We start from the raw sequence: 20,879 nt of genomic DNA on the forward strand, positions 1-20,879 counted from the left end.
TCAGCTTCACCGACGAGAAGGCGCCGCGGCGTCGGATCGCACCGCAGGCGGTTGCCCGGTTCAAGGAGCGCGTACGGGCGCTGACGATGCGGACGCGGGGTGCCAGCCTCGCGCAGATAGCCAAGCAGCTGTCGCTCTATCTGAAAGGATGGCGCGGCTACTTCGGCTTCTGCCAAACCCCGTCGGTGTTGAGCCGCCTCGACCGGTGGATCAGGCGCAGGCTTCGATCCATCGCCTGGAAGCAATGGAAGCGCGGACCCACCCGCTTTGCGGAGCTGCGTCGCCGCGGCGTCGGGCGCGATCTGGCGGCACAAACCGCCAGCAGCGCGCTCGGACCCTGGCGCATCAGCAACAGCCCCGCGCTCGCCATGGCACTGCCAAACGCATTCCTCGCAGCCATCGGCCTCGCTTCCCTCACATCCGCAAAAACCGCATAACCAACCGAACCGCCCTGTACGGACCCGTACGCAGGGTGGTGTGGGAGGGGCGGGGCCGCAAGGCTCCCCCCTATCCCGATTGGTAGCGGCAGTCGCGCTCCTGGCAGGCTAGGACGTCAGTTTCGGCAGGCGGGCCGCCAGCGCATCGACGGTGAGCCGTACCTTCAACGGCAGATGCGGCGTCTGCAGCCAGAGCGCGTGGCAGTCGTAGAGATAATCCGCCTGGTCAGGCAGCAGCCGGACAAGCGTGCCGGCCTCGACGCGATGGCGCACCAGCCAGTATGGCAGCCAGGCGAGACCCATGCCGTCGGTCGCGGCATCAGCGATCGCGTCGAGGTCGTCGAGCCGCAGCCGCCCAGCCGGCGCGATCTCCGCCACCGAGCCGTCGTCGCGCGGGAACAGCCACGGCTGCAGCGCCTGGCCGAGCCGCCGGTAGATAATCGCCTGATGGCCGGCAATGTCTTCGAGCTGAAGCGGCCGGCCGAATCTCTCGATATAGGACGGCGAAGCGCAGACGATCATGGGCTGGCGCGCGACGCGACGCGCAATGATGCCGGCCCTGTCGTCAAGCGTTCCGGTGCGGATCGCCAGATCCAAGCCGTCCTCGACAAGGTCGGCAAAACGGTCGCTGAGCGACAGGTCGAGCTCTAGCGTCGGATAGCGGCGCGCGAGCTCGAGCAGGATCGGGGTGACGCAGTGGCGGCCGAAATGCGCCGGCATGGTCACCCGCAGCTTGCCGCGCGGTTCCGACAATTGGTCGGCCGCCAGCGCATCCGCGGCTTGCGCCTCCGCCAGAACCATCCTGCAGCGCTCGTAATAGGCGCGCCCGAAATCGGTCAGGCTCTGGCGGCGCGTCGTGCGGTTGAGGAGACGCACGCCCAGGCGTTCCTCGAGGAAGCGGACATGCTTGCCGACCATCGGGCCCGATAGGTCGAGCGCCGCCGCGGCGGCCGCGAACGAGCCGAGGTCGACCGCCCTGACGAACACTTCCATGCTTTCGAGGCGATCCATATTCAAAACCAACCGTTTCGACTGTTCTGCCCACCGCGCGATTTATCCCTTCTACATATCGCTGCATAGTCCATTCCATCGATTGGATTTGGAGTTGAATGGATGGCGCGCATTGTTCGCTTTCACTGTCACGGTGGTCCGGAAGTGCTGCGCATCGAGGAGGTCGAGGTCTCGCCGCCCGGCCCGGGCGAGGTGCGGATCCGCGTCAAGGCGCTGGGCTTGAACCGCGCCGAGGCCTCGATGCGTAACGGCACGTACATCGAGACGCCGGCGCTGCCCTCGGGCCTCGGCCTCGAGGCGGCGGGCATCGTCGAGGCGCTGGGCGAGGGCGTCGATGGTTTCGCGACGGGCGATGCCGTGAGCATCATCCCGCCGCGCTCGATAGCGCGCTGGCCGGCCTATGGCGAGCTCATCACCGTCCCGGTCGAGCTCGTCGTGAAGCATCCGCCGTCGCTTGGTTTCGAAGCGGCCGCCGCGACATGGATGCAGTATCTCACCGCCTATGGCGCGCTGGTCGACACCGCTCGTCTCGGCCGGAATGACTTCGTCGTCGTCACCGCTGCGTCGAGCAGTGTCGGCCTCGCCGCCATCCAGATCGCCAAGAAGCTCGGCGCCATACCGGTTGCCGTCACCCGGACATCGTCCAAGAAGGCAGCGCTGCTCGACGCCGGCGCCGCTGATGTCGTGGCCTCGCAGGAGGAGGATCTGGAAGCGCGGCTGAAGGAGATCGCGCCGCAGGGCGTGCGCGTCGTCTTCGATGCGGTCGGTGGCCCGATCTTCAGGCCGCTGGCGGCGGCGATGTCGCGCGGCGGCATCCTCATCGAATATGGCGGCCTGAGCCCCGAGCCAACGCCGTTCCCGCTCTTCGATGTGCTGGCCAAGACGCTGACACTGCGCGGCTATCTCGTCCACGAAATCACCGGCGATGCGGCGCGGCTGGAAGCGGCTAAGCGCTTCATTCTCGACGGCCTCGCATCGGGCGCGCTGAGGCCGGTGATCGCGAGGACCTTCCCGTTCGACAAAATCGTCGAGGCGCATCGCTTCCTGGAATCGGGCGAGCAGTTCGGCAAGATCGTCGTGACGGTTTGAGGCCCCAAAGAAAATGGGATGAGTTGTCGGGAGCCGTGTTCGTCGTTCGTCCTCTAGGTGCAAAGAAAGATCGTCGCGATCGTGCACATCACCCTCGCCAATCATGCACCCGGAGCCTTCCAATGATCCTCACCATCACCGCCTTTGAACGCTCGCCTGATGGCGGCAGGGGGCAGGCGCGTGACATGCGCGTTCGCTGGGCGCTCGAGGAAGTCGGCCAACCCTACGACGTTCGCCTTGTCTCGTTTGCCGCGATGAAGGAACCCGCGCATCGCGCGCTGCATCCGTTCGGGCAGATCCCGACCTATGAAGAAGGCGATCTCGCCTTGTTTGAGTCAGGCGCGATCGTGTTCCACATCGCGGAGCGCCATGCCGGCCTGCTGCCTGAGAACGCAAACGCCCGGGCGCGCGCCATCACATGGATGTTTGCCGCGCTGAGCACAGTGGAACCGCCGATCCTGGAACGCGAAAGCGCCGTGCTCCTCGAAGGCGACGCGCCTTGGCAGGCTGAGCGCCTGCCCATCGTCGAGGATCGCATACGCAAGCGGCTCAGCGATCTCTCTCGTCACCTCGGCGATGCCGACTGGCTCGACGGTGCCTTCAGCGCCGGCGACCTGGTCATGGTCGGGGTGCTGCGCAGGTTGAACAGGTCGGGGCTGCTGGACGAATTTCCGAACCTCGCCGCCTATGTCGCCCGCGCCGAAGCGCGCCCCGCCTTCAAGCGCGCCATCGCTGCCCAGCTGGCGGTTGCCGCCGCGGCGTCGAGCGGCTGATCGGGCCGCTCCGGGTTGATTGCCCAATATCCGGCTGCGTTGCGGAAAGCGTCCGCCGGTTCGCTTAAAGGGGGCTAGCCGCGCTTTTTCACGACGCCGTACAGCACGTTGCGGTTCTCGCCGAAGAACACCTGCGCCTCGACGGTGTTACGGTCGACGCTGGCATTGATGATGTTCCACATATCGGCCTCCGACCGCAGCAGCAACACCCAGTCCATGAACGTTTCCCGGTACCCGGCGTCAGGATTGCCCACGGCGTAGTTCGCGAACAGGAACGTCCCATTGGGCTTCAACATCTGCAAGCAGGTCTTCGTCAGCTTTACCGCGACGTTGTGTGCAAGATAGTCGTAAAGGCCGGAGGCGTAGATGAGATCGAATTTGCCAAGCTTTTGGCTCCTGGTGAGGACGGTTCGCACCGAACCGTCGACCGCCTCGACCGCGGTGCCCTGGAATTCGCGCGCGATCAAGCCGACGCTCAGGGGATCCTGATCGAGCGCAACCCAGCGCTTGAGACGCCCTTCAGCCAGCGCGGTCGAACGATTGGCCTCCCGCAAATGGCCGGCAGCGATCGCCAGGACCTCGGTTTGCGATCCATTCTTGGCCGCGGTCTCATCGACATAGCGGGTCAGAAGATCGCGCCGTTCGCGTGCTGCGATGCACGACGGTACGTTCTGGGTATGACTATAGAGCGCCTTGCCGATTTCCGAGGCGTTCGCCACGCTGTCGGCCACGTGCGGATCGCAATAGATGTAGTCGAGCAGCTGCGCGTCGCCGGAATAGCCCCTGGGCTTGGTGAAGGACCACCGCGTCAGCGGATCTTCCAGAAAATATTCCAGGATCGGGTGGTTCTGCGCCACCGGTATCAATGCTTGCCAAACGTCGGGGCGAACCTTGGATCGCAGCGCGTTGAGGGTCGACAGCAGGCGGCGAACGGTCTCGGCCGGGTTCTTTCCTTGTTCGATCTGCTGGCTTGTCGCGTGCAGAATGAGCGCAAGCTCGGCGCGGGCGGTTTCGAACGCTTCGCCATGATGCTCGGGCGTTCGATGAAGATTGCCCGCGATCAACTCGGCGGTAATTAGGCTTTCGCCATCAAGGACAGTTTGCACGCGTCACCCCATAGTTAACAGTCAGTTAACTTATTGCGTAGAATGCTCGATTTGCCAATCTGGGGCCGAGCGCATTTTAGCGGTATGATTAATTTCCCGTTAACCATCTCTGCTCTTTGGGCGCCTTGCGGCTCGGATTCCTGGTTCCAGTTAACGCAAACTTGTCTTGCGCCAGTGCATTTGATTGCGTGGCAAATCGTGTCTCAGGAGTCGGCCCGCGTGGGGGCAGAAGCTGGAAAGGAGTTCGGAACGCAAAACCCCTGTCAGCCGGGGCTTATTGCGAACGAACGCGTGTCATCCGGATTGGCCGATATGGCGCATGTGGAACCGTACGAACCCCGCTACGAGCCGGGGCCTGACGAGCTCCGCATCCTTTACCGAAAGGAAGCCCAGGCGAAGCGGAGGACGGAAGCCAGGCCAGGGCTATGGATGGCCGTTGCCATCTATCTGCTGTTTTCGGCAACGGATCTGCTGCTGATACCTGATGTGGCAGCCTATACGATTGTGGCGCGCTTTGCCGTCGGAATCACCGCGCTGTTGACTTTGGAAGAACAACTTCGCCGCGGGGCCGCGACGGAATGGCTCGATGTGACCTGCGCCGGGGCCATCATCTTTGGATATATCGGTTGGCTTTGCCCGGCATTCATGGGTGCAAACAGAGAAAGCGTCGCTTACTACATGGTGTTCGGCACTATATTCATGATGAGTGCCAATCTATTCTTCACGCTAAGCTTTAAATTATCGATTATCACGTCAACTATAATATTATGCATATTATATATAGTAAATTACCTTGTGCCGGCTACGCTAACATACAAATTGGTATTTGGAACCTTCTATATCTCGTGCTTCACGTTCACGTCATATGTGAACTGGAAGCTGAATGGAGAGCGTTACAACGTCTTCCTGAACGCCTTGGAAGCCAAAATTCAGCACAACGAGGCCACCGAACGCGGCAAGGCCCTGCTGCGACTGTCGCGGACGGATCCGCTCACAGGTCTGGAGAATCGGCGGGCGATCGACGAGAAGCTGCGCGACTGCTGGAGTGACTGGCAAAGGCTTGGCAACCGTTTTGCCGCGATCCTTATCGACGTGGACTTCTTCAAGAAATTCAACGACTGTTACGGCCATCAGGAAGGCGACCGTTGCCTGATCCAAGTCGCCAATGCCCTTAGCGATCTTGTCAGACAATATGATGGCTCGATCGGGCGCTATGGCGGTGAGGAATTCATCGTCCTGGCTCGCATGGACAAAAAGGACCAAGTCGCGGATCTTGCGGAAGCCATTCGCCGCACGGTGGAGAGCCTTGCGCTTCCCCACGAGTTGCGGCGGGACGGTATCTCGATCGTCACGGCGAGCGTCGGCGCCGCGTTCACCAGGGCGCAGGCCGGCGCCAAGCTGGAAAAGATCATTCATGAGGCCGACCGCGCGCTCTATCTGGCAAAAGCCGGAGGCAGGAATTGTGCCCGGCTGTTTGATCCGACCGATCCCCAAAGCAGCGACGAGAGTGAGAACATCGCGGCCTTGCTGAAAATCGCGATTGGCCAGAATCTCGTCTCGCTCGTTTATCAGCCCATCCAGGATGTCGCGTCGGGCAAGGTCGAAGCCGTGGAGGCTTTGATGCGCCTCAAAATGCTGGACGGCACTTTGGTTCCGCCGAGCCTGTTCATTCCCGTGGCGGAAAGAACCGGCGCCATCCTGGAACTCGGGCGCTGGGCGATAAGGACGGTGTGCGCCGAGCTCCTGGCGGACGATCACATCCGCGTCGTCAGCGTCAATGTCTCTCCCATTCAGCTCAAGACACCTGGTTTCGCAACCTCTGTCGCCAGCATCTTGGGCGAGACCGGCGTGGCCGGCAGCAGGCTGGCCTTCGAAATTACCGAAGGCCTCGAGATGGAGATGCATTCGGACGTTCTGCGCTGCATCAACGACTTGAAAGTACTGGGGATCAAGATATGGCTTGATGACTTCGGGACGGGCTTCGCAGGCCTTTCGTGGCTTCGCCTCATCGATTTCGATACGGTCAAGATCGACCGCTCGTTTCTTCACGACTGCGGCACTTCGAGGGGCATGGCAATGCTCCAGGACATTATCGCCCTGGTCCGCAATCGCGGCCACAAAATCCTGGTCGAAGGGGTGGAAACTGACGAGCAGATGGCGCTTATGCGCGATTTCGGCATCGACAAGGTCCAAGGTTATCGTGTTGGCCGCCCCGCTCCCGCCGCAAGTTTTCAGGCAAAGCGGGCCATCCAGAAACGTCCGTTTACCGTCCTAAAGTCCGCATGACGGCGGCGCAGGCGGTGAGTGGCGGCCGCGTCGACGCAAAACAGGACGGTGTGAGGTTTGCCTGTTCGGGGGAGGAACCGGCACGGCCCGGAATTGAGGCCGGGCGAAAGGTCAGGACTCTTTTTCGGCAATCATCTCGAACCGCTCTATCTCGCAATGCTGGGAGATCACCGCCAGCACCTCCATCGAAGGCTCCATGATTTCGGGCTGTTTCCAATCGAGCTTGAAGGAGAACACAAAGCGATTGCGCCCGGTGTCGTGCTCCATGCCGACGAAGTGCGCGGCATAGCCGAGCGGCCGTACCATATCCTGGAGATCGGGCGGCGAACTCTGCGGCCAAGACACGGAAACGATCGCCTTGTGGTCGCGCGAGATCTTGAGATCCACCCATTTCAGCGCCTGCAGCGTCACCAGGGTCATCACCGTCGCTATCGCGCCGAGGCCGAACTGGCCGCCGCCGAAGGCGAGCCCGATCATGGTCATGATCCACATCGTGGCCGCGGTGGTGACGCCGGTGACGAGATCGCCGCGCCGCAGGATGGTGCCGCCGCCAATGAAGCCGACCCCGGTGAGCACGCCGAGCGCAAAGCGCAACACATCCATGCGCACGAAGGTATCCGGTCCCTTGCCGATCATGTCGAGCAGCATGTTTGCCTGGACCATGGCAACGCAGGCCGCAAGACCGACCAATATGGTCGTCCGCAGCCCGGCGGAATGGCCGCGCGCCTCGCGGTTCAGGCCGATGAGGAAACCGGCGAGCAAAGTCAGCAGCAGCCGCCCGACGAGGTCAGGCCAGGTCGGGTGTAGCGGCATACCGCAGCAGAGCGACTCGAACATCGATTGTCAGGGCGGCGTTAGCTCGCGGCGCCTCCAATGTCTCTGGGGTGTTCAACTAGACCGGGCCACGGATGGTTCCTTAGCCGATGCGGGAGAACGTCCGGGGGGTGATAGTCCTTCACCGGACAGCAAAGCTGAGCAGCAGCGCCAGCACGACGATGCCGACTAACCCGGCGATAAAGATGATGCGGCGGGTGCGCGTGCGCAGGATGATTTCGCCCTGTCTGGCATCCTGACCGGAAAAGACCCGTCGGCCTTCCTTGTCGCGATCCTCGCTCATTGCCTGCTCCTTCGCTGTGCGGACGAGCATGAGAGGTGTCGATGGAGGAACCGATTTGCCGGCACGAGGTTCCGCCGAATTCGTGCTGGCCGGGGGCGGCAGGGCGCATAAGGCTCCCGCGACCGGACGCAGCCGGACGCGGGAGATGCTGGGTAAGGCGAAATTTCGAGTGGAGACGGCCCGACTTGGAGCGCTTTGGCCATTTCCGACAAGGGCTCGGCTTGATCTTCGGCGCCCGTTGCGAAATTTAAAACGTTTGCAATTCCACAAAAGCCAATTACAAACGTTTCAACACTGAATTCGGGAGGAACGATTGCCGGCCCGTGTCACGACGCTGAAAGAGCTTGCTGCGAGCCTCGGCCTGTCGATCACGACAGTGTCTCGGGCGCTTGCCGGCCATCAGCAGATCGCGTTGAAGACGCGCGAGCGCGTTGCCCAGGCGGCGCGCCAGGCAGGCTATGTGCCCAACACCGCCGCGCGCACACTGGTTTCCGGCCGCAGCGGCTTCGTCGGTCTGGTGCTGCCTATCCGCGGTCCAAACCTGGTCGATTCCTTCCTCGGCGAGTTCGTTACTGGGCTGGGCGAAGGCCTGGTGCCGCATGGCACCGATCTCATCCTCGCCACGGCAGCGCAAGATCAGGCCGAGATCACGGTATTGCGCCACGTCGTCGAATCCGGACGCGCCGATGGCGTCGTCGTCACCCGCATTGCCGAGGTCGACGAGCGGCTCGCCTATCTGCGTGGGCGTGGCTTTCCGTTCGTCGCGCATGGCCGGCTGCTCGACAGCGATTTCGACTACAACTGGCTCGACACCGATGGCGCGCATGCCTTCGGCGAAGCCTTCGATATGCTCTACGATCTCGGCCACCGGCATTTCGGCCTGGTGACGATTTCCGAGCCGATGACGTTCCGGCATTTACGGCAGGATGGTCTCGCCGCCGCAATCGCCCGACGCGGCGATCCATCGGTGCGGCTCGACGTGGCGACCGCCCCGCGCTTCGATCGCGGCGCTCGCATCCAGGCCGTCAACCGGATGCTGCAGGCTCCCGACAGGCCTACGGCGATTGTCGCCCTGTTCGATGAACTGGCGCTGACGGTGATGGAGGAGGCGGTGCGCGCCGGCCTCAATGTGCCGCGCGACCTCTCCGTCATCGGCTTCGACAACGTCGTCGCCTCGGTCTATGCGCCCCCGGGTCTCACCACCTTCGACGCCTCGATCCGCCAGTGCGCGCGCGAGATTGCCGAGATGCTGCTCACCGTCATCGCCGACAAGACGGCCGAGCCGCTGACGCGGCTGATCCGGCCGACGCTGGTGCCACGGGCCAGCCATGGAGTCGCGCCTCGAACAAGAAGCTGACGCCGCTATGACGGCGCCCATACAGGGAGGAAGAGCATGAAGACCATGTTGAAGAAAGCGGCGGGTGCCGCGTTGGCACTATCGCTTGCCGTTGGCGGTGCCCATGCCCAGCAGGTGCTGTTCTGGTCGACACAGGCGCGCCCTGTCGAGGAGACGCAAAAGATGCGGGACGAGGTGCTCAAAGGCTTCGAGGGTCCGGTCGATTATCAAGTCGCCGAGGACGGCCCCTGGCTCACCCGCCTGCAGGCCGAGTTGCAGGCGGGCTCCGGCACCATCGGCCTGCTCGGCGGCCTGCATGGCGACTTCTCCACCATGGGCGCCAACCTCGTCGACCTGTCCGGCGTCGATGTCGGCCAGGCCAAGGTCAACGAGGCCTACAGGAAGCTCGGCATGCTTGGCACCAGCGAGCAGAAATACATGCCGTGGATGCAGGCCACCTACCTGATGGCGGCCAACAAACAAGCGCTGCAATATCTGCCTGACGGCGTCGATCTCAACACCATCACCTACGACCAACTAATCGCATGGGTGAAGAACATCGCCGAAAAGACCGGCTCGCCGAAGTTCGGCTTTCCGGCCGGTCCGAAAGGGCTGAAGCACCGCTTCTTCGAGGGTTTCCTCTATCCGTCCTACACCGGCTCGATGGTGACCAAGTTCCGCTCGGCGCAGGCGGAGACGGCATGGAACAAGTTCAAGGAGCTGTGGCAGTACACCAACGCGAATTCGACCAACTACGCCTTCATGCAGGAACCGCTGCTGTCAGGCGAGGTATGGGTGGCGTTCGACCACGTTGCGCGGCTTGCCGATGCCTTCAACAAGAAGCCCGACGAGTTCGTCGCCTTCCCGGCGCCGGCCGGCCCAGCCGGCCGCGGCTTCATGCCGGTGGTGGCCGGTGTGGCAATTCCCAAAACCTCGCCCGACATGAACAAGGCCAAGGCGCTGGTCGCCTATATGCTGAAGCCGGAGACGCAGATCGCGACACTGAAGGCGACCAATTTCTTCCCCGTCGTCGACGTCAAGCTGCCCGATGACATGCCGGCCTCGGTGAAGGCGTTCGGCCCGGCGATCGGTGCAATGACTGGCGCTCGCGACGCGCTGCCGGCGCTGCTGCCGATGGGGCTTGGCGATCTCGGCGGCAAGTTCAACCAGGTCTACACTGACAGCTTCGAGCGCATCGTGCTCGGCGGCGAGGATGTGCATGGTGTGCTCGAACAGCAGGCGGCCGCGCTCAAGGCGATCATCGACCAGGCCAAGGCGCCGTGCTGGGCACCCGACAAGCCATCCGAAGGCGCTTGCCCGGTCGACTAGACCATGATCCCGAAAAGTGGAAGCCGGTTTTCGGAAAAGATCATGGTCAAACAATAAGATAATCCTCCCGAGGGGGCGCCCGGAGCTTGTTGCGCTCCGGGCGCCCGGACCGCAACATTCGACCGCAGCATCGAAGGACATCACCAATGCACGGCAAGGCTCTGCCCTATCTGCTGCTGATGCCGGCGAGTTTGTTCCTGTGCGTCTTCTTCCTCTACCCGTTCGCGCTGGTCGCCTTCGAGGCGGTGACCCGCGACGGCGTCTTCACCCTCGACAATTTCCGCACCATGGCCGGCAGTTGGAAGTTTCCGGTCACCGTTCGCAACACGCTGCTGCTTGCGGCAATCGTCGTGCCAATCCAGCTTGTCATGGCGCTCGCGATGGCAAGTGTGGTGTCGCGGCTTGAGAGCGGGCGAAGCGCGGCGCTTTACATCTTCGCCATTCCGCTTGGCATTTCCGACCTCGCCGCCGGTTTGATCTGGCTCGCCATCTTCGACCAGTCGGGCTTTCTCAACACACTGCTCTCGGGGCTCGGCATCGTCGATCGGCCGATCATGTTCCTCGGCTATCAGAGCAAGCTGACCATCTTCATCGCCGTGGCGCTCGCCGAGATCTGGCGCGCCACCGCGATCATGATGGTCATCCTGGTCGCCGGCATGGGCTTGATCCCGAAAGAGTATTACGAGGCGGCCGAAGTGTTCGGCGCCGGCCCGTGGAAGCGCTTCGCGCGTATCACACTGCCGTTGCTCCGCCCCAGCCTGCAGACGGCAGTCATCCTGCGCGTCATCCTTGCCTTCGAGGTCTTTGCCGTCGTCGCTGCCCTTGGCGGTACCAATCTGCCGGTACTGATGGGCGAAACCTACAACTGGCAGTTCGCGCTGCAGGACCGCAATGTCGCAGCGGCCTCGGCGCTGCTCATCCTCGCCATCTCGATCGGCTTCACGCTGTTCTTCCTGAGAGTGCTGCGCGTGCCGAAGGAGGCACGGATATGAAGGAGGCACGCATATGAGCGCCGTCGCCGAAGCGCCGGTCGTCGCCGCTGCCGCCGATGCGCGCAAGGCCGGCGGCTGGCTGCTGGTCGCCACCACCATCCTGCTTTGCGTCTGGGTGCTGCTGCCGATCTATCTGTTGATCGTCAACGCGCTGTCGTCGCCGCAACAGGTCACCGCTTTCCCCAAGCGCTTCTTCCCGTCCTTCGATCTCGGCAGCCTATCCTTCTTCATCAATTTCGCCGGTGTCGCCAGGGCGCTGTGGAACTCGGTGCTCGTCGCCACGCTGACGATGATCCTGGCCATAGGTTTCGGCGCGCCGGCCGGCTACGCGCTGTCGCGCTTCGACTTTCCGGGCAAGGGCACGTTCCGCTTCCTGGTGCTGATGACGCGGGCCTTTCCATTGCCGCTGCTGGCGCTGCCACTGGCGGTGATGTTCATCCGCACCGGCCTCGACGACACCGCGATCGGACTGGCGCTGGTGCACACCACGCTGGCGCTGCCCTTCGCAGTGCTCATCACCTTCTCGCTGTTTTCCGGCATTCCGGTCGAACTGGAGGAAGCGGCCTGGACGCTCGGCTGCACCCGTTGGCAGGCCTTTCGCAAGGTCATCCTGCCGTTAGCTCTGCCAGGCATTGCCGCGTCGGCCGTGTTCGCCTTCACCATTTCCTGGAACGAGGTCTTCGCCGCCGCCGTGCTCACCATTGAGAACCGCACGCTGACCGCCTTCCTGCTGCAGAGCCTCGGCGAGTCTCCGCTCTATCTCAAATTCGCCGGCGGTGCGGCTCTGGTTGTGCCGGCGCTGATCTTCATCTTCGCCGTCAGGAAATATCTGTTCGCCATGTGGGGGATCGCCAACCGATGAGGTGCGGGATGGAGACGGCTCATGGCTGAAATCGCCTTAAAGCGAGTGGCCAAGCGCTTCGGCGGCTTCGCCGCGCTGCACCAGATCGACCTCACCATCGCCGATCAGGAATTCATGGTGCTGCTCGGCGCCTCCGGCTGCGGCAAGACCACCCTGCTCAGGATCGTTGCCGGGCTGGAGACGCCGAGCCAGGGCGAGGTCTGGATCGGCGGCCGCCGCGTCGACCATCTGCCGCCGCGCGACCGCGGCATCGCCATGGTGTTCCAGAACTATGCCGTCTTCCCGCATCTGACTGTGTTCGAGAACATCGCCTTCGGCCTGCGCATGAAGAAGCTGCCGCAGGCCGACGTCGAGCGCCGTGTCGGCCGCACCGCCGAGCTCATGCATATCGAGCAACTCCTGAAACGCTATTCGGGTCAGCTCTCCGGCGGCCAGCGCCAGCGCGTCGCCGTCGCCCGCGCGCTTGCCATGGAGCCCGACGTCATCCTGATGGACGAGCCGCTGTCGAACCTCGACGCGCTGCTGCGGCTAGAGATGCGCGCTGAGCTGAAGGGCGTGCTGGCCGCATCGAAGACCACCACCATTTATGTCACCCACGACCAGGTCGAGGCGATGAGCCTCGCCGACCGCATCGCCGTCATGCATCAGGGCCGCATCGTCCAGGCCGCTTCGCCGGTCGAGGTCTATCGCAATCCGGCCGCCCGCTTTGTCGGCTCCTTCATCGGTAACCCGCCGATGAATTTCATCCCCGCGACCAAGGCCGCGAACGGCGGTTGGACAGTCGCTGGGCTGACGCTGCCCGGCCCGAAATCGGACAAGCAAAAGATCGAGTTCGCTATCCGCCCCGAGGATGTCGACGCCGGTACGGAGGGGCTGGAGGCCATGGTGCGGGTCATCGAGCCGCTCGGGCCGCATACGCTGGTCACTTGCGATGTCGAGGGCGGCCTGTTTCGCGCCGTGCTGGACTCAAGCGCCACTGTTGCCGTTGGCGACCGCCTGCGGCTCGCCCCGAAGTCCGGCCGCATCCGTTGGTTCGACCCTGAAACGACGAATGCCCTCTGATCCCGAGAGACCCAAAGACCTTCCATGACTGTTCCTGCCAAGAATGACATCATCGCCCGCGCCGTCGAGGTGCTGAAGGAAAACGACCACGGCGACTACACCATCCCGACGAAGGGGCTCTATCCGTTCCAGTGGAACTGGGATTCGTGCCTCACCGCGCTCGGTCTCGCCCACTACGACGAGGCGCGCGCCTGGACCGAGATCGAGACCTTGTTCGCGCATCAATGGCCCGACGGCATGGTGCCGCACATCGTCTTCCATGTCTCGAACGACGGCTATTTTCCAGGACCCGAGGTCTGGCGGACCGGCCGCCCCACCGCCACCTCCGGCATCACCCAGCCGGCGGTCGCCGGCTTTGCCGTGCGGCGCCTATTCGACCGCGCCAGGGACAGGAAGGCCGCCGCCGAACGTGCACGCGCGCTGCTGCCCAGGATCGATGCCTGGCACCGCTGGTTCTACGAGAACCGCGACCCGAAGGGCCAGGGGCTGGCCGCCATCATTCATCCCTGGGAGTCCGGCCGCGACAATTCGATCGACTGGGACGACGCCTTCGAGCGTGTTCCGACCGAGGGCGTCGAGCCCTACACCCGCCGCGACATCCTGCATGCCGATCCGGCGCATCGTCCGACCAAGGCGCAGTACGATCGCTATCTCTGGCTGGTGCAGCATTTTCGCGGGCTGGGCTGGGACAATGCGCGCCTGCACGACGCCTCACCATTCCAGATCGTCGACCCCGGCTTCAACGCCATCCTGATCCGTGCCTCGGCCGACCTTGCAGACCTCGCCGAAGTGCTCGGCGAGACAACCATCGCCGAGGCCAACCGCGCCCGCGCCGAAAAGGGCCTGGCGGCGATGGAGCGGCTGTGGAGCGAGGCGCACGGCCAATATCTCTGTCTCGACCGCGTCGCCGGAAAGCTGGTCGACAGCGCTTCAGTCGGCGGCATCCTCCCGGCTTTCGCGGCCATCTCGGAGGCTCGGGCTGCTGCGATCTCCGGCACCATCGAGCGCCTGGCCGGCAAGGCGCGCTTTATCGTGCCGTCGCATGATCCCGGCGATCAGCGCTTCGACGCCAAGCGCTACTGGCGCGGCCCGGTCTGGCTGGTGGTCAACTACATGATCGCCGACGGCCTTGCCGCCGCGGGCCATGTGGAGGTTGCTCGGCGTATCACCCGATCAAGCCTCGACCTGATCACCGAAAGCGGTTTTGCCGAGTACTACGATCCGCTAAACGGCGCGCCACTCGGCGGCGGCCGCTTCACCTGGACGGCGGCGATGGTGATCGAATTTTTGCGCGGCGCGTAAGCACACGCCGGAATGACGAAAATGGGCAGGAACCTTGTCGGCTCCTGCCCAGTGTCGTTCGGGATTGCGAAGTCGGCCCAACTCAGCCGAATTTCGGGTCGAGGCTGCCCGACTTGTAGCGCTTGGCCATATCCGACAGCGGGATCGGCTTGATCTTCGGCGCGTTGCCGGCGGTGCCGAACTGCTCGAAGCGCTCCTTGCAGAGCTTCTTCATCGCCGCCATGGCCGGCGTCAGATATTTGCGCGGGTCGAACTCCGACGGGTTCTCGGTCAGCACCTTGCGGATGGCGCCGGTCAGCGCCATGCGGTTGTCGGTGTCGATGTTGATCTTGCGCACGCCGTGCTTGATGCCGCGCTGGATTTCCTCCACCGGCACGCCCCAGGTCGGCTTCATCTGGCCGCCATATTTGTTGATGATCTCCTGCAGCTCCTCCGGCACCGACGAGGAACCGTGCATGACGAGATGCATGTTGGGCAGGCGGCGGTGGATCTCCTCGATCACGTTCATCGCCAGGACCGCGCCGTCCGGCTTGCGTGAGAATTTGTAGGCGCCATGGCTGGTGCCCATGGCCACCGCCAGCGCGTCGACATGGGTGTCGCGCACGAACTGCTCGGCCTGCACCGGGTCGGTCAAGAGCTGGTCGTGGCTGATCGCGCCCTCGACGCCGTGGCCGTCTTCCTGCTCGCCGCCGCCGCTCTCCAGCGAGCCGAGCACGCCGATCTCCCCCTCAACCGAGACGCCGCCCCAATGCGCCATGTCGACGACGCGGCGGGTGATGCCGGAATTATAGGCGTAGTCGGCCGGCGACTTGCCGTCTTCCTTGAGCGAGCCGTCCATCATCACCGAGGTGAAGCCATACTGGATCGCGGTGACGCAGGTGGCTTCATTGTTGCCGTGGTCGAGATGCATGCAGACCGGGATGTCGGGGTGGATTTCGACCAGCGCGTCGATCAGCTTGGCCAGCACCACGTCATTGGCATAGGCGCGGGCGCCGCGGCTTGCCTGCAGGATGACCGGCGACTTGGTCTCCTCGGCCGCCTCCATGATGGCGAGCCCCTGTTCCATGTTGTTCATGTTGAAGGCAGGCACGCCATAGCCGTGTTCGGCGGCATGGTCGAGCAATTGTCTCAGTGTGATGCGAGCCACCCAATAGTCTCCTGTATTTGGTTGCAGGCGGGATTTACCAATGGTCAGGCGAGGCCCAACCACTTGCTTCTGGCCGGATTTCCGACGGACCGCAACCACTCTCGTTGCGGTCCTGAAATCCAAATCGGTTTAGTTCTGGCGCACCGGTCGGGCTCAGGCGGCGATCTGCTCGCGCGCGGCAATGATCTCGACGCAGGCCTTCGCCGCTTCCTTGCCCTTCACCTGAAAATGCTCGTGGAAGAAACGGTGATGCTCGGCGCCATCGTGAAAATTGTGCGGCGTGAGCACCGCCGACAGCACCGGCACGCCGGTCGCGAGCTGCACGCTCATCATACCGTCGATGACGGCGCCGGCGACGAAATCGTGCCGGTAGATGCCGCCATTGACGACGAAGGCGGTGCCGAGGATCGCGGCGTAGCGGCCGGTCTCGGCGAGGGTCTTGGCGTGCAGCGGGATTTCATACGCTCCCGGCACGTCGAAGATATCGACGGTGAAGCCGCCGAGCGCGGCGAGCTCCGCCTCGAAGGCCGTCACGCACTGGTCGACGATGTCGGCATGCCAGCGCGCCCTAATGACGGCAATGCTGCGGGTTCGTTGATCTTTGGGGAAATGCTGATTCATGGGTCCTTCCTTCCGTTTCGAACCAGAATCAGGACGCACTACGCAAAAACCGGCCCGCGCGAGCGGACCGTCCTTGCGTACGTTCTCTTCCATCCGGACTGTAACCGTCGGCTCCGGAATCACACCGGATCTGCTGACCCTCCTGTTGCCAGGAGGCGCTCGCGGGCTTGAGGCACCAGAGTGCTCTTACCGCCGGTGGGGACTTTCACCCCGCCCTGAGAACATTGACGGTGGAGGTATGGAGGGGGAGGAAGGCGCTGTCAATTGGCGATGACGCCGGAGCTGCCGATCTCCCCACAAGGGGCCACAAAGGGGAGATCACCCAGTCACCCGCGTTCCGGAAACATCGCCTTCAGCCCCGCGCGCGAGGCTTTGGCCACGCCGCGCTCGGTGATCAGGCCCGTCACCAACCGCGCCGGCGTTACGTCGAACGCCGGATTGGCTGCCGGCGTCGCGTCGGGCGAGACGCGCACCTGCGCGATGTTGCCGGCTGCGGTCCTGCCCCAGACCAGCGACACCTCGTCGCCGGAACGTTCCTCGATCGGAATTTCGGCAAGCCCGTCGGCCACGGTCCAGTCGATAGTGGGCGAGGGGAGCGCGACATAGAAGGGCACGTCGTTGTCGGCAGCGGCCAAAGCCTTGAGATAGGTGCCGATCTTGTTGCAGACGTCGCCATTGGCGGTGGTGCGGTCGGTGCCGACGATCACCATGTCGATGTCGCCACGCTGCATCAGATGGCCGCCGGCGTTGTCGACGATGAGTGTGTGCGGCACGCCGTGGCCGGCCATTTCCCAGGCCGTCAGCTGGGCGCCCTGGTTGCGCGGCCTGGTCTCGTCGACATAGACATGCACCGGAATGCCGGCCTCGGTCGCCAGATAGATCGGCGCGGTGGCGGTGCCATAGTCGACCGTCGCCAGCCAGCCGGCATTGCAATGGGTGAGGATGTTGACGGTTTCGCCCGGTTTCTTCTTCGCCGCGATCTCCTTGATGATGGCAAGCCCGTTCTCGCCGATGGCGCGGTTGAGCCCGACATCTTCGTCGGCGATCTCGGCGGCGCGCCGGTAGGCAGCCTCGGCGCGCTCTCCCGGCGCAAGCGGCTTGAGATACCGCCGCATCTCGTCCAGCGCCCAGCGCAGGTTGATCGCCGTCGGCCGCGTCCTGTGCAGCGTCTCCCACACCGCGTCGAGCGCTTCGTCCGACGGATCCTCGGTCATCTGGATGGCGACGCCATAGGCGGCGGTGACGCCGATCAGCGGCGCGCCGCGCACCCACATGTCGCGGATCGCGGTGGCGATGCCGGCGACGTTTCCGATTCTCTCGATGCGGAACTCATGCGGCAGCCAGCGCTGGTCGATGATCTCGACCGAACGCTTGTCGTCGCTCAGCCAGATAGTGCGGTAGTGGCGCTCGCCGACGTTCAAATTCCATTCTCCTGTTCGATCAGCGCGGCCAGGGTGTTGACCTCGTCGATGCTGTGGATCTGACGCCGGTTGACGGCGATATGCCGGCCGAAGCGTAGCGCCTTGGCCTCACATGTGGCGCGCAGGTCTGCATCGGCAATGGTCTCGAAATCGGCATTGTGGGCGAGGCCGAGGACGCGCCGGTGCACCTCTATGCCGGCAAAGCCGAGCAGGTCGGTCCAGACGCCGGAAAGCATGTGGTCGAGCGCCTGCTCGGCGCCCAGCCTGTCGCCCTGATCCTCGAACAGGCTCTTCTGGTAGAGCATGCCGGTGCGCTCGGTGCGCCACAAATGCGACAACTCGGCGCGGAACACCGCCCAGGTCTCAGCCGTGACCTTAAGCAGATAGGCGCGCATCGAGTCGCGGCTGCCTTTCTGTTCATGGCCGCGCTGCGAGAAGAAGGCCATCCAGAAATTGGCGAGCAGCATGCCGACATCGAAGGCGATCGGACCGTAGAAGGCGAATTCCGGATCGATCATCCGGGTCTCGGTGTCGGTGACCATGATCGAGCCCGAATGCAGGTCGCCATGCAGCATAGTCTCGGCATTGGCGGCAAAGAGATGTTTCAGCCGCTGCGCCTCGACCTTGAGGTCGCGGTCGGCGCGCAATTCGGCGACCAGGCTGTCGAGCTGCGGACTGGTGTGCCGGTTCATCTCGGCGTCGAAATAGGGGTCGGAGAACACCAGGTTCTCTGTAATGTCGCAAAGCTCGACATTGTCGGCGAACAGCGCGAGATCGGCCTTGCGCTCGCGCGTCACCATCGACAGGTCCGAGCCGCGGAACAAAGTGCGGGCCATGAACAGACCGATGTCGCGTGCGATATTCGGCAGCTCGCGGCCCTCGATCAGCGCGCGTCGCAGGATGATGTAAGGCGGCGACAGATATTCCATCACGATCAGCGCTTGCGTCTCATCGAAATGGTAGATCGCCGGCACCGAGCCGGGCGCTCGGCGCTCTTGCCTGGTCAGCGCATGATATTCGAAGAAGGAGCGTTTTAAGGGCAGCGGCCAGCTGTCGCCAACCAGCCGCACATAGGGCAGTGCCTGCTTGACCACGGCGGCACCCTTGTCGCCCTCGACGATGAAGACGAGGTTCAAATTGCCGTCGCCGACCTCGCGTACTTTCCACTGGCCGGCATTCCTGCCGATCCGCTCGGCCAGTGCCGCGTTCTCGCCGAGGCGCTTCGGCAGCGTCTCCACCGACAATGCTTCGAACGGCTTCTTCTCGGTCATCCTCTCCCCTCCTGCTCGTGGGTCGCCAACGATAGCGGAGCCACGACGGCGGGGCCAAGCTAGGGAGCGCTCTGGCAATTGTCAATCGTGTTGACAATTGCCGAACGAGCCCATAGCGTCGTGGTCAGGGAGGAACGAATGGGCGCAGATGCCGTGTTCCGTGTGCAGGGCCTTAGGAAATCCTTCGGCCAGAACGAGGTGCTTGGCGGCATCTCGCTCGACCTCTATGCAGGCGAGGTCACCGTGCTGATGGGCGCCAACGGCGCCGGCAAGTCCACGCTGGTCAAGATCGTCAGCGGCGTCTACGAGAGCGGCGGCGGCACGATGCGGCTTGGCGGCCAGGCATTCGATCCGAACACGCCCGCCGAAGCCATCCGCGCCGGCGTCGTCACCGTGCATCAGAATATCAACGACGGCGTGGTCGCCGATCTCGACGTCGCCACCAACCTGACGCTCGATCGCTTGAGCGGCAAGGGCGCGTCGCTGCTGTTCAAGCCTGCCAATGTCCGCGCCGAGGCCAGGGCCGTCGCCGACCGCATGGGGCTTACGATCGACCTCAGGGCGCGTGTTGCCGACCTTTCGCTCGCCGACCGCCAGATGGTGGCGATCGCGCGGGCGATGGCGCACCAGCCCAAGGTGCTGATCCTCGACGAGCCGACCTCCTCGCTGTCGAGCGCCGAGGCAGAGCGGCTGTTTTCGCTGATCGACCGGCTGCGCGGGCAGGGTGTGGCCATCCTGTACATCTCGCACCGCATGTCCGACATCCGGCGGCTTGCCGACCGCATCGTCTCGATGCGCGACGGTGCCATTTCCGGCGTCTTCGACCGGAAGCCGCTCGACTATGAGGGCGCCGTCAATGCCATGCTTGGTCGCAAGATCCATCTCGACCGCGTCGTCGCCAGAAACTCAGAGCGCTCGGTCTTCACCGCCGAAGGCCTGCAACTGGCGCATGGCGCCAAGTCGATCTCGATGACGCTCGGCGCCGGCGAGGTGGTGGCGATCACCGGCCTCGTCGGCGTCGGCAAGACGGCGCTGGCCGAGACGCTGTTCGGCGTTCGCAGGCCGCTCGCCGGCACCATGCATATGGACGGCAGTCTCTATGCGCCGCGATCGGCGCGCGAGGCGATTGCGGCAGGCGTCTTCCTCGTCGCCAAGGACCGCGCGATGAGCGGCATCGTCGGCGGCTTCAACATCGAACGCAACATCAGCCTGCCGTTCCTCAAGCGCATGTCGGACTTCGCCGTCATGAGACGCCGCGCCGAGCGCGTCGCCGCCCGCCGCCAGATCGACGAGCTCGGCATCGTCTGCCGCTCCGAGAAGGACGAGCTTTCGGCGCTTTCGGGCGGCAACCAGCAGAAGGTGATGGTGGCGCGCTGGATGTCGCAGACCTCGCGCCTGTTCATCCTCGACGAGCCGTTCCAGGGCGTCGACATCTCGGCAAGGCGCGACATCGCAGCCAAGCTGAGGGCAAGCGCCGAGGGCCGCGCGACGCTGCTCTTCGTCACCGAGATCGACGAGGCGCTGGAGACCGCCGACCGTGTCCTGGTGATGTCGGAACACACGATCGTCGGCGAGCACAGGAACGCCGATATCGACCTCGATCGGCTGCTGGCCGAGGTGGCAGGCGGGCCGCTGCGCAGCGCTGTGTGAGGTCGTACCGATGAAGAGACTTGGAGTGCAGGCATGAGTTCCAGTTTGGCGGAGAGGGCGGCAGAGC

At 63.8% G+C, this 20,879-nt stretch carries 19 protein-coding genes and 1 riboswitch; of the genes, 11 read left to right on the forward strand and 8 right to left on the reverse strand.

Features of this window, described 5'->3' with window-relative positions; genetic code table 11:
* On the forward strand, positions 1 to 437 hold a 437-nt coding region (locus RFN28_RS30705), incomplete at its 5' end, for a group II intron maturase-specific domain-containing protein (RefSeq protein ID WP_320290892.1).
* A gap of 108 nt (positions 438 to 545) precedes the next feature.
* Here RFN28_RS30705 and RFN28_RS30710 read toward each other — a convergent pair.
* Positions 546 to 1,448, reverse strand: coding sequence for a LysR family transcriptional regulator (locus RFN28_RS30710; RefSeq protein ID WP_320290893.1), 903 nt, complete (start codon positions 1,446 to 1,448; stop codon positions 546 to 548).
* 102 nt (positions 1,449 to 1,550) lie between these two features.
* Between RFN28_RS30710 and RFN28_RS30715 the strand changes: the two genes are divergently transcribed.
* Both RFN28_RS30715 and RFN28_RS30720 read left to right on the forward strand, forming a co-directional pair.
* Positions 1,551 to 2,537 carry a zinc-dependent alcohol dehydrogenase family protein gene (locus RFN28_RS30715; protein ID WP_320290894.1) on the forward strand — a complete coding sequence of 329 codons (987 nt, stop codon included), beginning with the start codon at positions 1,551 to 1,553 and terminating at the stop codon, positions 2,535 to 2,537.
* A 122-nt stretch (positions 2,538 to 2,659) separates the two neighbouring features.
* Positions 2,660 to 3,310: a glutathione S-transferase family protein gene (locus RFN28_RS30720; RefSeq protein ID WP_320290895.1), complete on the forward strand. Its 651-nt coding sequence runs from the start codon at positions 2,660 to 2,662 to the stop codon at positions 3,308 to 3,310.
* Between the two features lie 74 nt (positions 3,311 to 3,384).
* Here the strand turns inward: RFN28_RS30720 and RFN28_RS30725 are convergent, their stop codons facing one another.
* On the reverse strand, positions 3,385 to 4,416 hold the full coding sequence (locus RFN28_RS30725; RefSeq protein WP_320290896.1) for a class I SAM-dependent methyltransferase: 1,032 nt from the start codon (positions 4,414 to 4,416) through the stop codon (positions 3,385 to 3,387).
* 312 nt (positions 4,417 to 4,728) lie between these two features.
* Between RFN28_RS30725 and RFN28_RS30730 the strand changes: the two genes are divergently transcribed.
* Entirely contained in the window at positions 4,729 to 6,702 is a 1,974-nt protein-coding gene (locus RFN28_RS30730; protein WP_320290919.1) for a putative bifunctional diguanylate cyclase/phosphodiesterase, read from the forward strand.
* 111 nt (positions 6,703 to 6,813) lie between these two features.
* Here RFN28_RS30730 and RFN28_RS30735 read toward each other — a convergent pair whose 3' ends face one another.
* Both RFN28_RS30735 and RFN28_RS30740 read right to left on the reverse strand, forming a co-directional pair.
* A complete protein-coding gene (locus RFN28_RS30735) occupies positions 6,814 to 7,539 on the reverse strand; it encodes an MgtC/SapB family protein (RefSeq protein WP_320290897.1) in 726 nt (241 codons plus the stop codon).
* 118 nt (positions 7,540 to 7,657) lie between these two features.
* On the reverse strand, positions 7,658 to 7,819 hold the full coding sequence (locus RFN28_RS30740) for a peptide ABC transporter permease (RefSeq protein ID WP_320290898.1): 162 nt from the start codon (positions 7,817 to 7,819) through the stop codon (positions 7,658 to 7,660).
* A gap of 313 nt (positions 7,820 to 8,132) precedes the next feature.
* On the opposite strand from RFN28_RS30740, the gene RFN28_RS30745 reads away from it, so the two are divergent.
* The 6 genes from RFN28_RS30745 to RFN28_RS30770 all read left to right on the forward strand — a co-directional run bounded on the left by RFN28_RS30745 (position 8,133) and on the right by RFN28_RS30770 (position 14,702).
* Positions 8,133 to 9,176, forward strand: a complete 1,044-nt coding sequence (locus RFN28_RS30745) for a substrate-binding domain-containing protein (protein WP_320290899.1) — start codon at positions 8,133 to 8,135, stop codon at positions 9,174 to 9,176.
* A gap of 36 nt (positions 9,177 to 9,212) precedes the next feature.
* Positions 9,213 to 10,484, forward strand: coding sequence for an ABC transporter substrate-binding protein (locus RFN28_RS30750; RefSeq protein WP_320290900.1), 1,272 nt, complete (start codon positions 9,213 to 9,215; stop codon positions 10,482 to 10,484).
* Between the two features lie 146 nt (positions 10,485 to 10,630).
* On the forward strand, positions 10,631 to 11,476 hold the full coding sequence (locus RFN28_RS30755) for a carbohydrate ABC transporter permease (protein WP_320290901.1): 846 nt from the start codon (positions 10,631 to 10,633) through the stop codon (positions 11,474 to 11,476).
* A gap of 13 nt (positions 11,477 to 11,489) precedes the next feature.
* Complete coding sequence (locus RFN28_RS30760; protein WP_320290902.1) at positions 11,490 to 12,338, forward strand: carbohydrate ABC transporter permease; 849 nt, start codon at positions 11,490 to 11,492, stop codon at positions 12,336 to 12,338.
* 21 nt (positions 12,339 to 12,359) lie between these two features.
* On the forward strand, positions 12,360 to 13,400 hold the full coding sequence (locus tag RFN28_RS30765) for an ABC transporter ATP-binding protein (protein WP_320290903.1): 1,041 nt from the start codon (positions 12,360 to 12,362) through the stop codon (positions 13,398 to 13,400).
* A 24-nt stretch (positions 13,401 to 13,424) separates the two neighbouring features.
* The gene (locus tag RFN28_RS30770) at positions 13,425 to 14,702 is read left to right on the forward strand and encodes an MGH1-like glycoside hydrolase domain-containing protein (protein WP_320290904.1); all 1,278 of its coding nucleotides are present in this window, start codon (positions 13,425 to 13,427) and stop codon (positions 14,700 to 14,702) included.
* An 82-nt stretch (positions 14,703 to 14,784) separates the two neighbouring features.
* Here the strand turns inward: RFN28_RS30770 and fba are convergent, their stop codons facing one another.
* From fba to mtnK, 4 genes are all read right to left on the reverse strand, one after another.
* A complete protein-coding gene (gene fba, locus RFN28_RS30775) occupies positions 14,785 to 15,849 on the reverse strand; it encodes a class II fructose-bisphosphate aldolase (protein ID WP_059185845.1) in 1,065 nt (354 codons plus the stop codon).
* Between the two features lie 153 nt (positions 15,850 to 16,002).
* Entirely contained in the window at positions 16,003 to 16,470 is a 468-nt protein-coding gene (locus tag RFN28_RS30780; protein WP_320290905.1) for a 6,7-dimethyl-8-ribityllumazine synthase, read from the reverse strand.
* A 77-nt stretch (positions 16,471 to 16,547) separates the two neighbouring features.
* Positions 16,548 to 16,697, reverse strand: a riboswitch (FMN riboswitch).
* A 99-nt stretch (positions 16,698 to 16,796) separates the two neighbouring features.
* Entirely contained in the window at positions 16,797 to 17,891 is a 1,095-nt protein-coding gene (gene mtnA, locus RFN28_RS30785) for an S-methyl-5-thioribose-1-phosphate isomerase (protein WP_320290906.1), read from the reverse strand.
* Positions 17,888 to 19,162: an S-methyl-5-thioribose kinase gene (gene mtnK, locus RFN28_RS30790; RefSeq protein WP_320290907.1), complete on the reverse strand. Its 1,275-nt coding sequence runs from the start codon at positions 19,160 to 19,162 to the stop codon at positions 17,888 to 17,890. The genes mtnA and mtnK overlap by 4 nt, the downstream gene beginning before the upstream one ends.
* Positions 19,163 to 19,300: 138 nt before the next feature.
* Between mtnK and RFN28_RS30795 the strand changes: the two genes are divergently transcribed.
* Entirely contained in the window at positions 19,301 to 20,812 is a 1,512-nt protein-coding gene (locus RFN28_RS30795) for a sugar ABC transporter ATP-binding protein (RefSeq protein ID WP_320290908.1), read from the forward strand.
* The last annotated feature ends 67 nt before the right edge of the window (positions 20,813 to 20,879 follow it).

Source organism: Mesorhizobium album, from assembly GCF_033977205.1.
Classification (GTDB): Bacteria; Pseudomonadota; Alphaproteobacteria; order Rhizobiales; family Rhizobiaceae; genus Mesorhizobium; species Mesorhizobium album.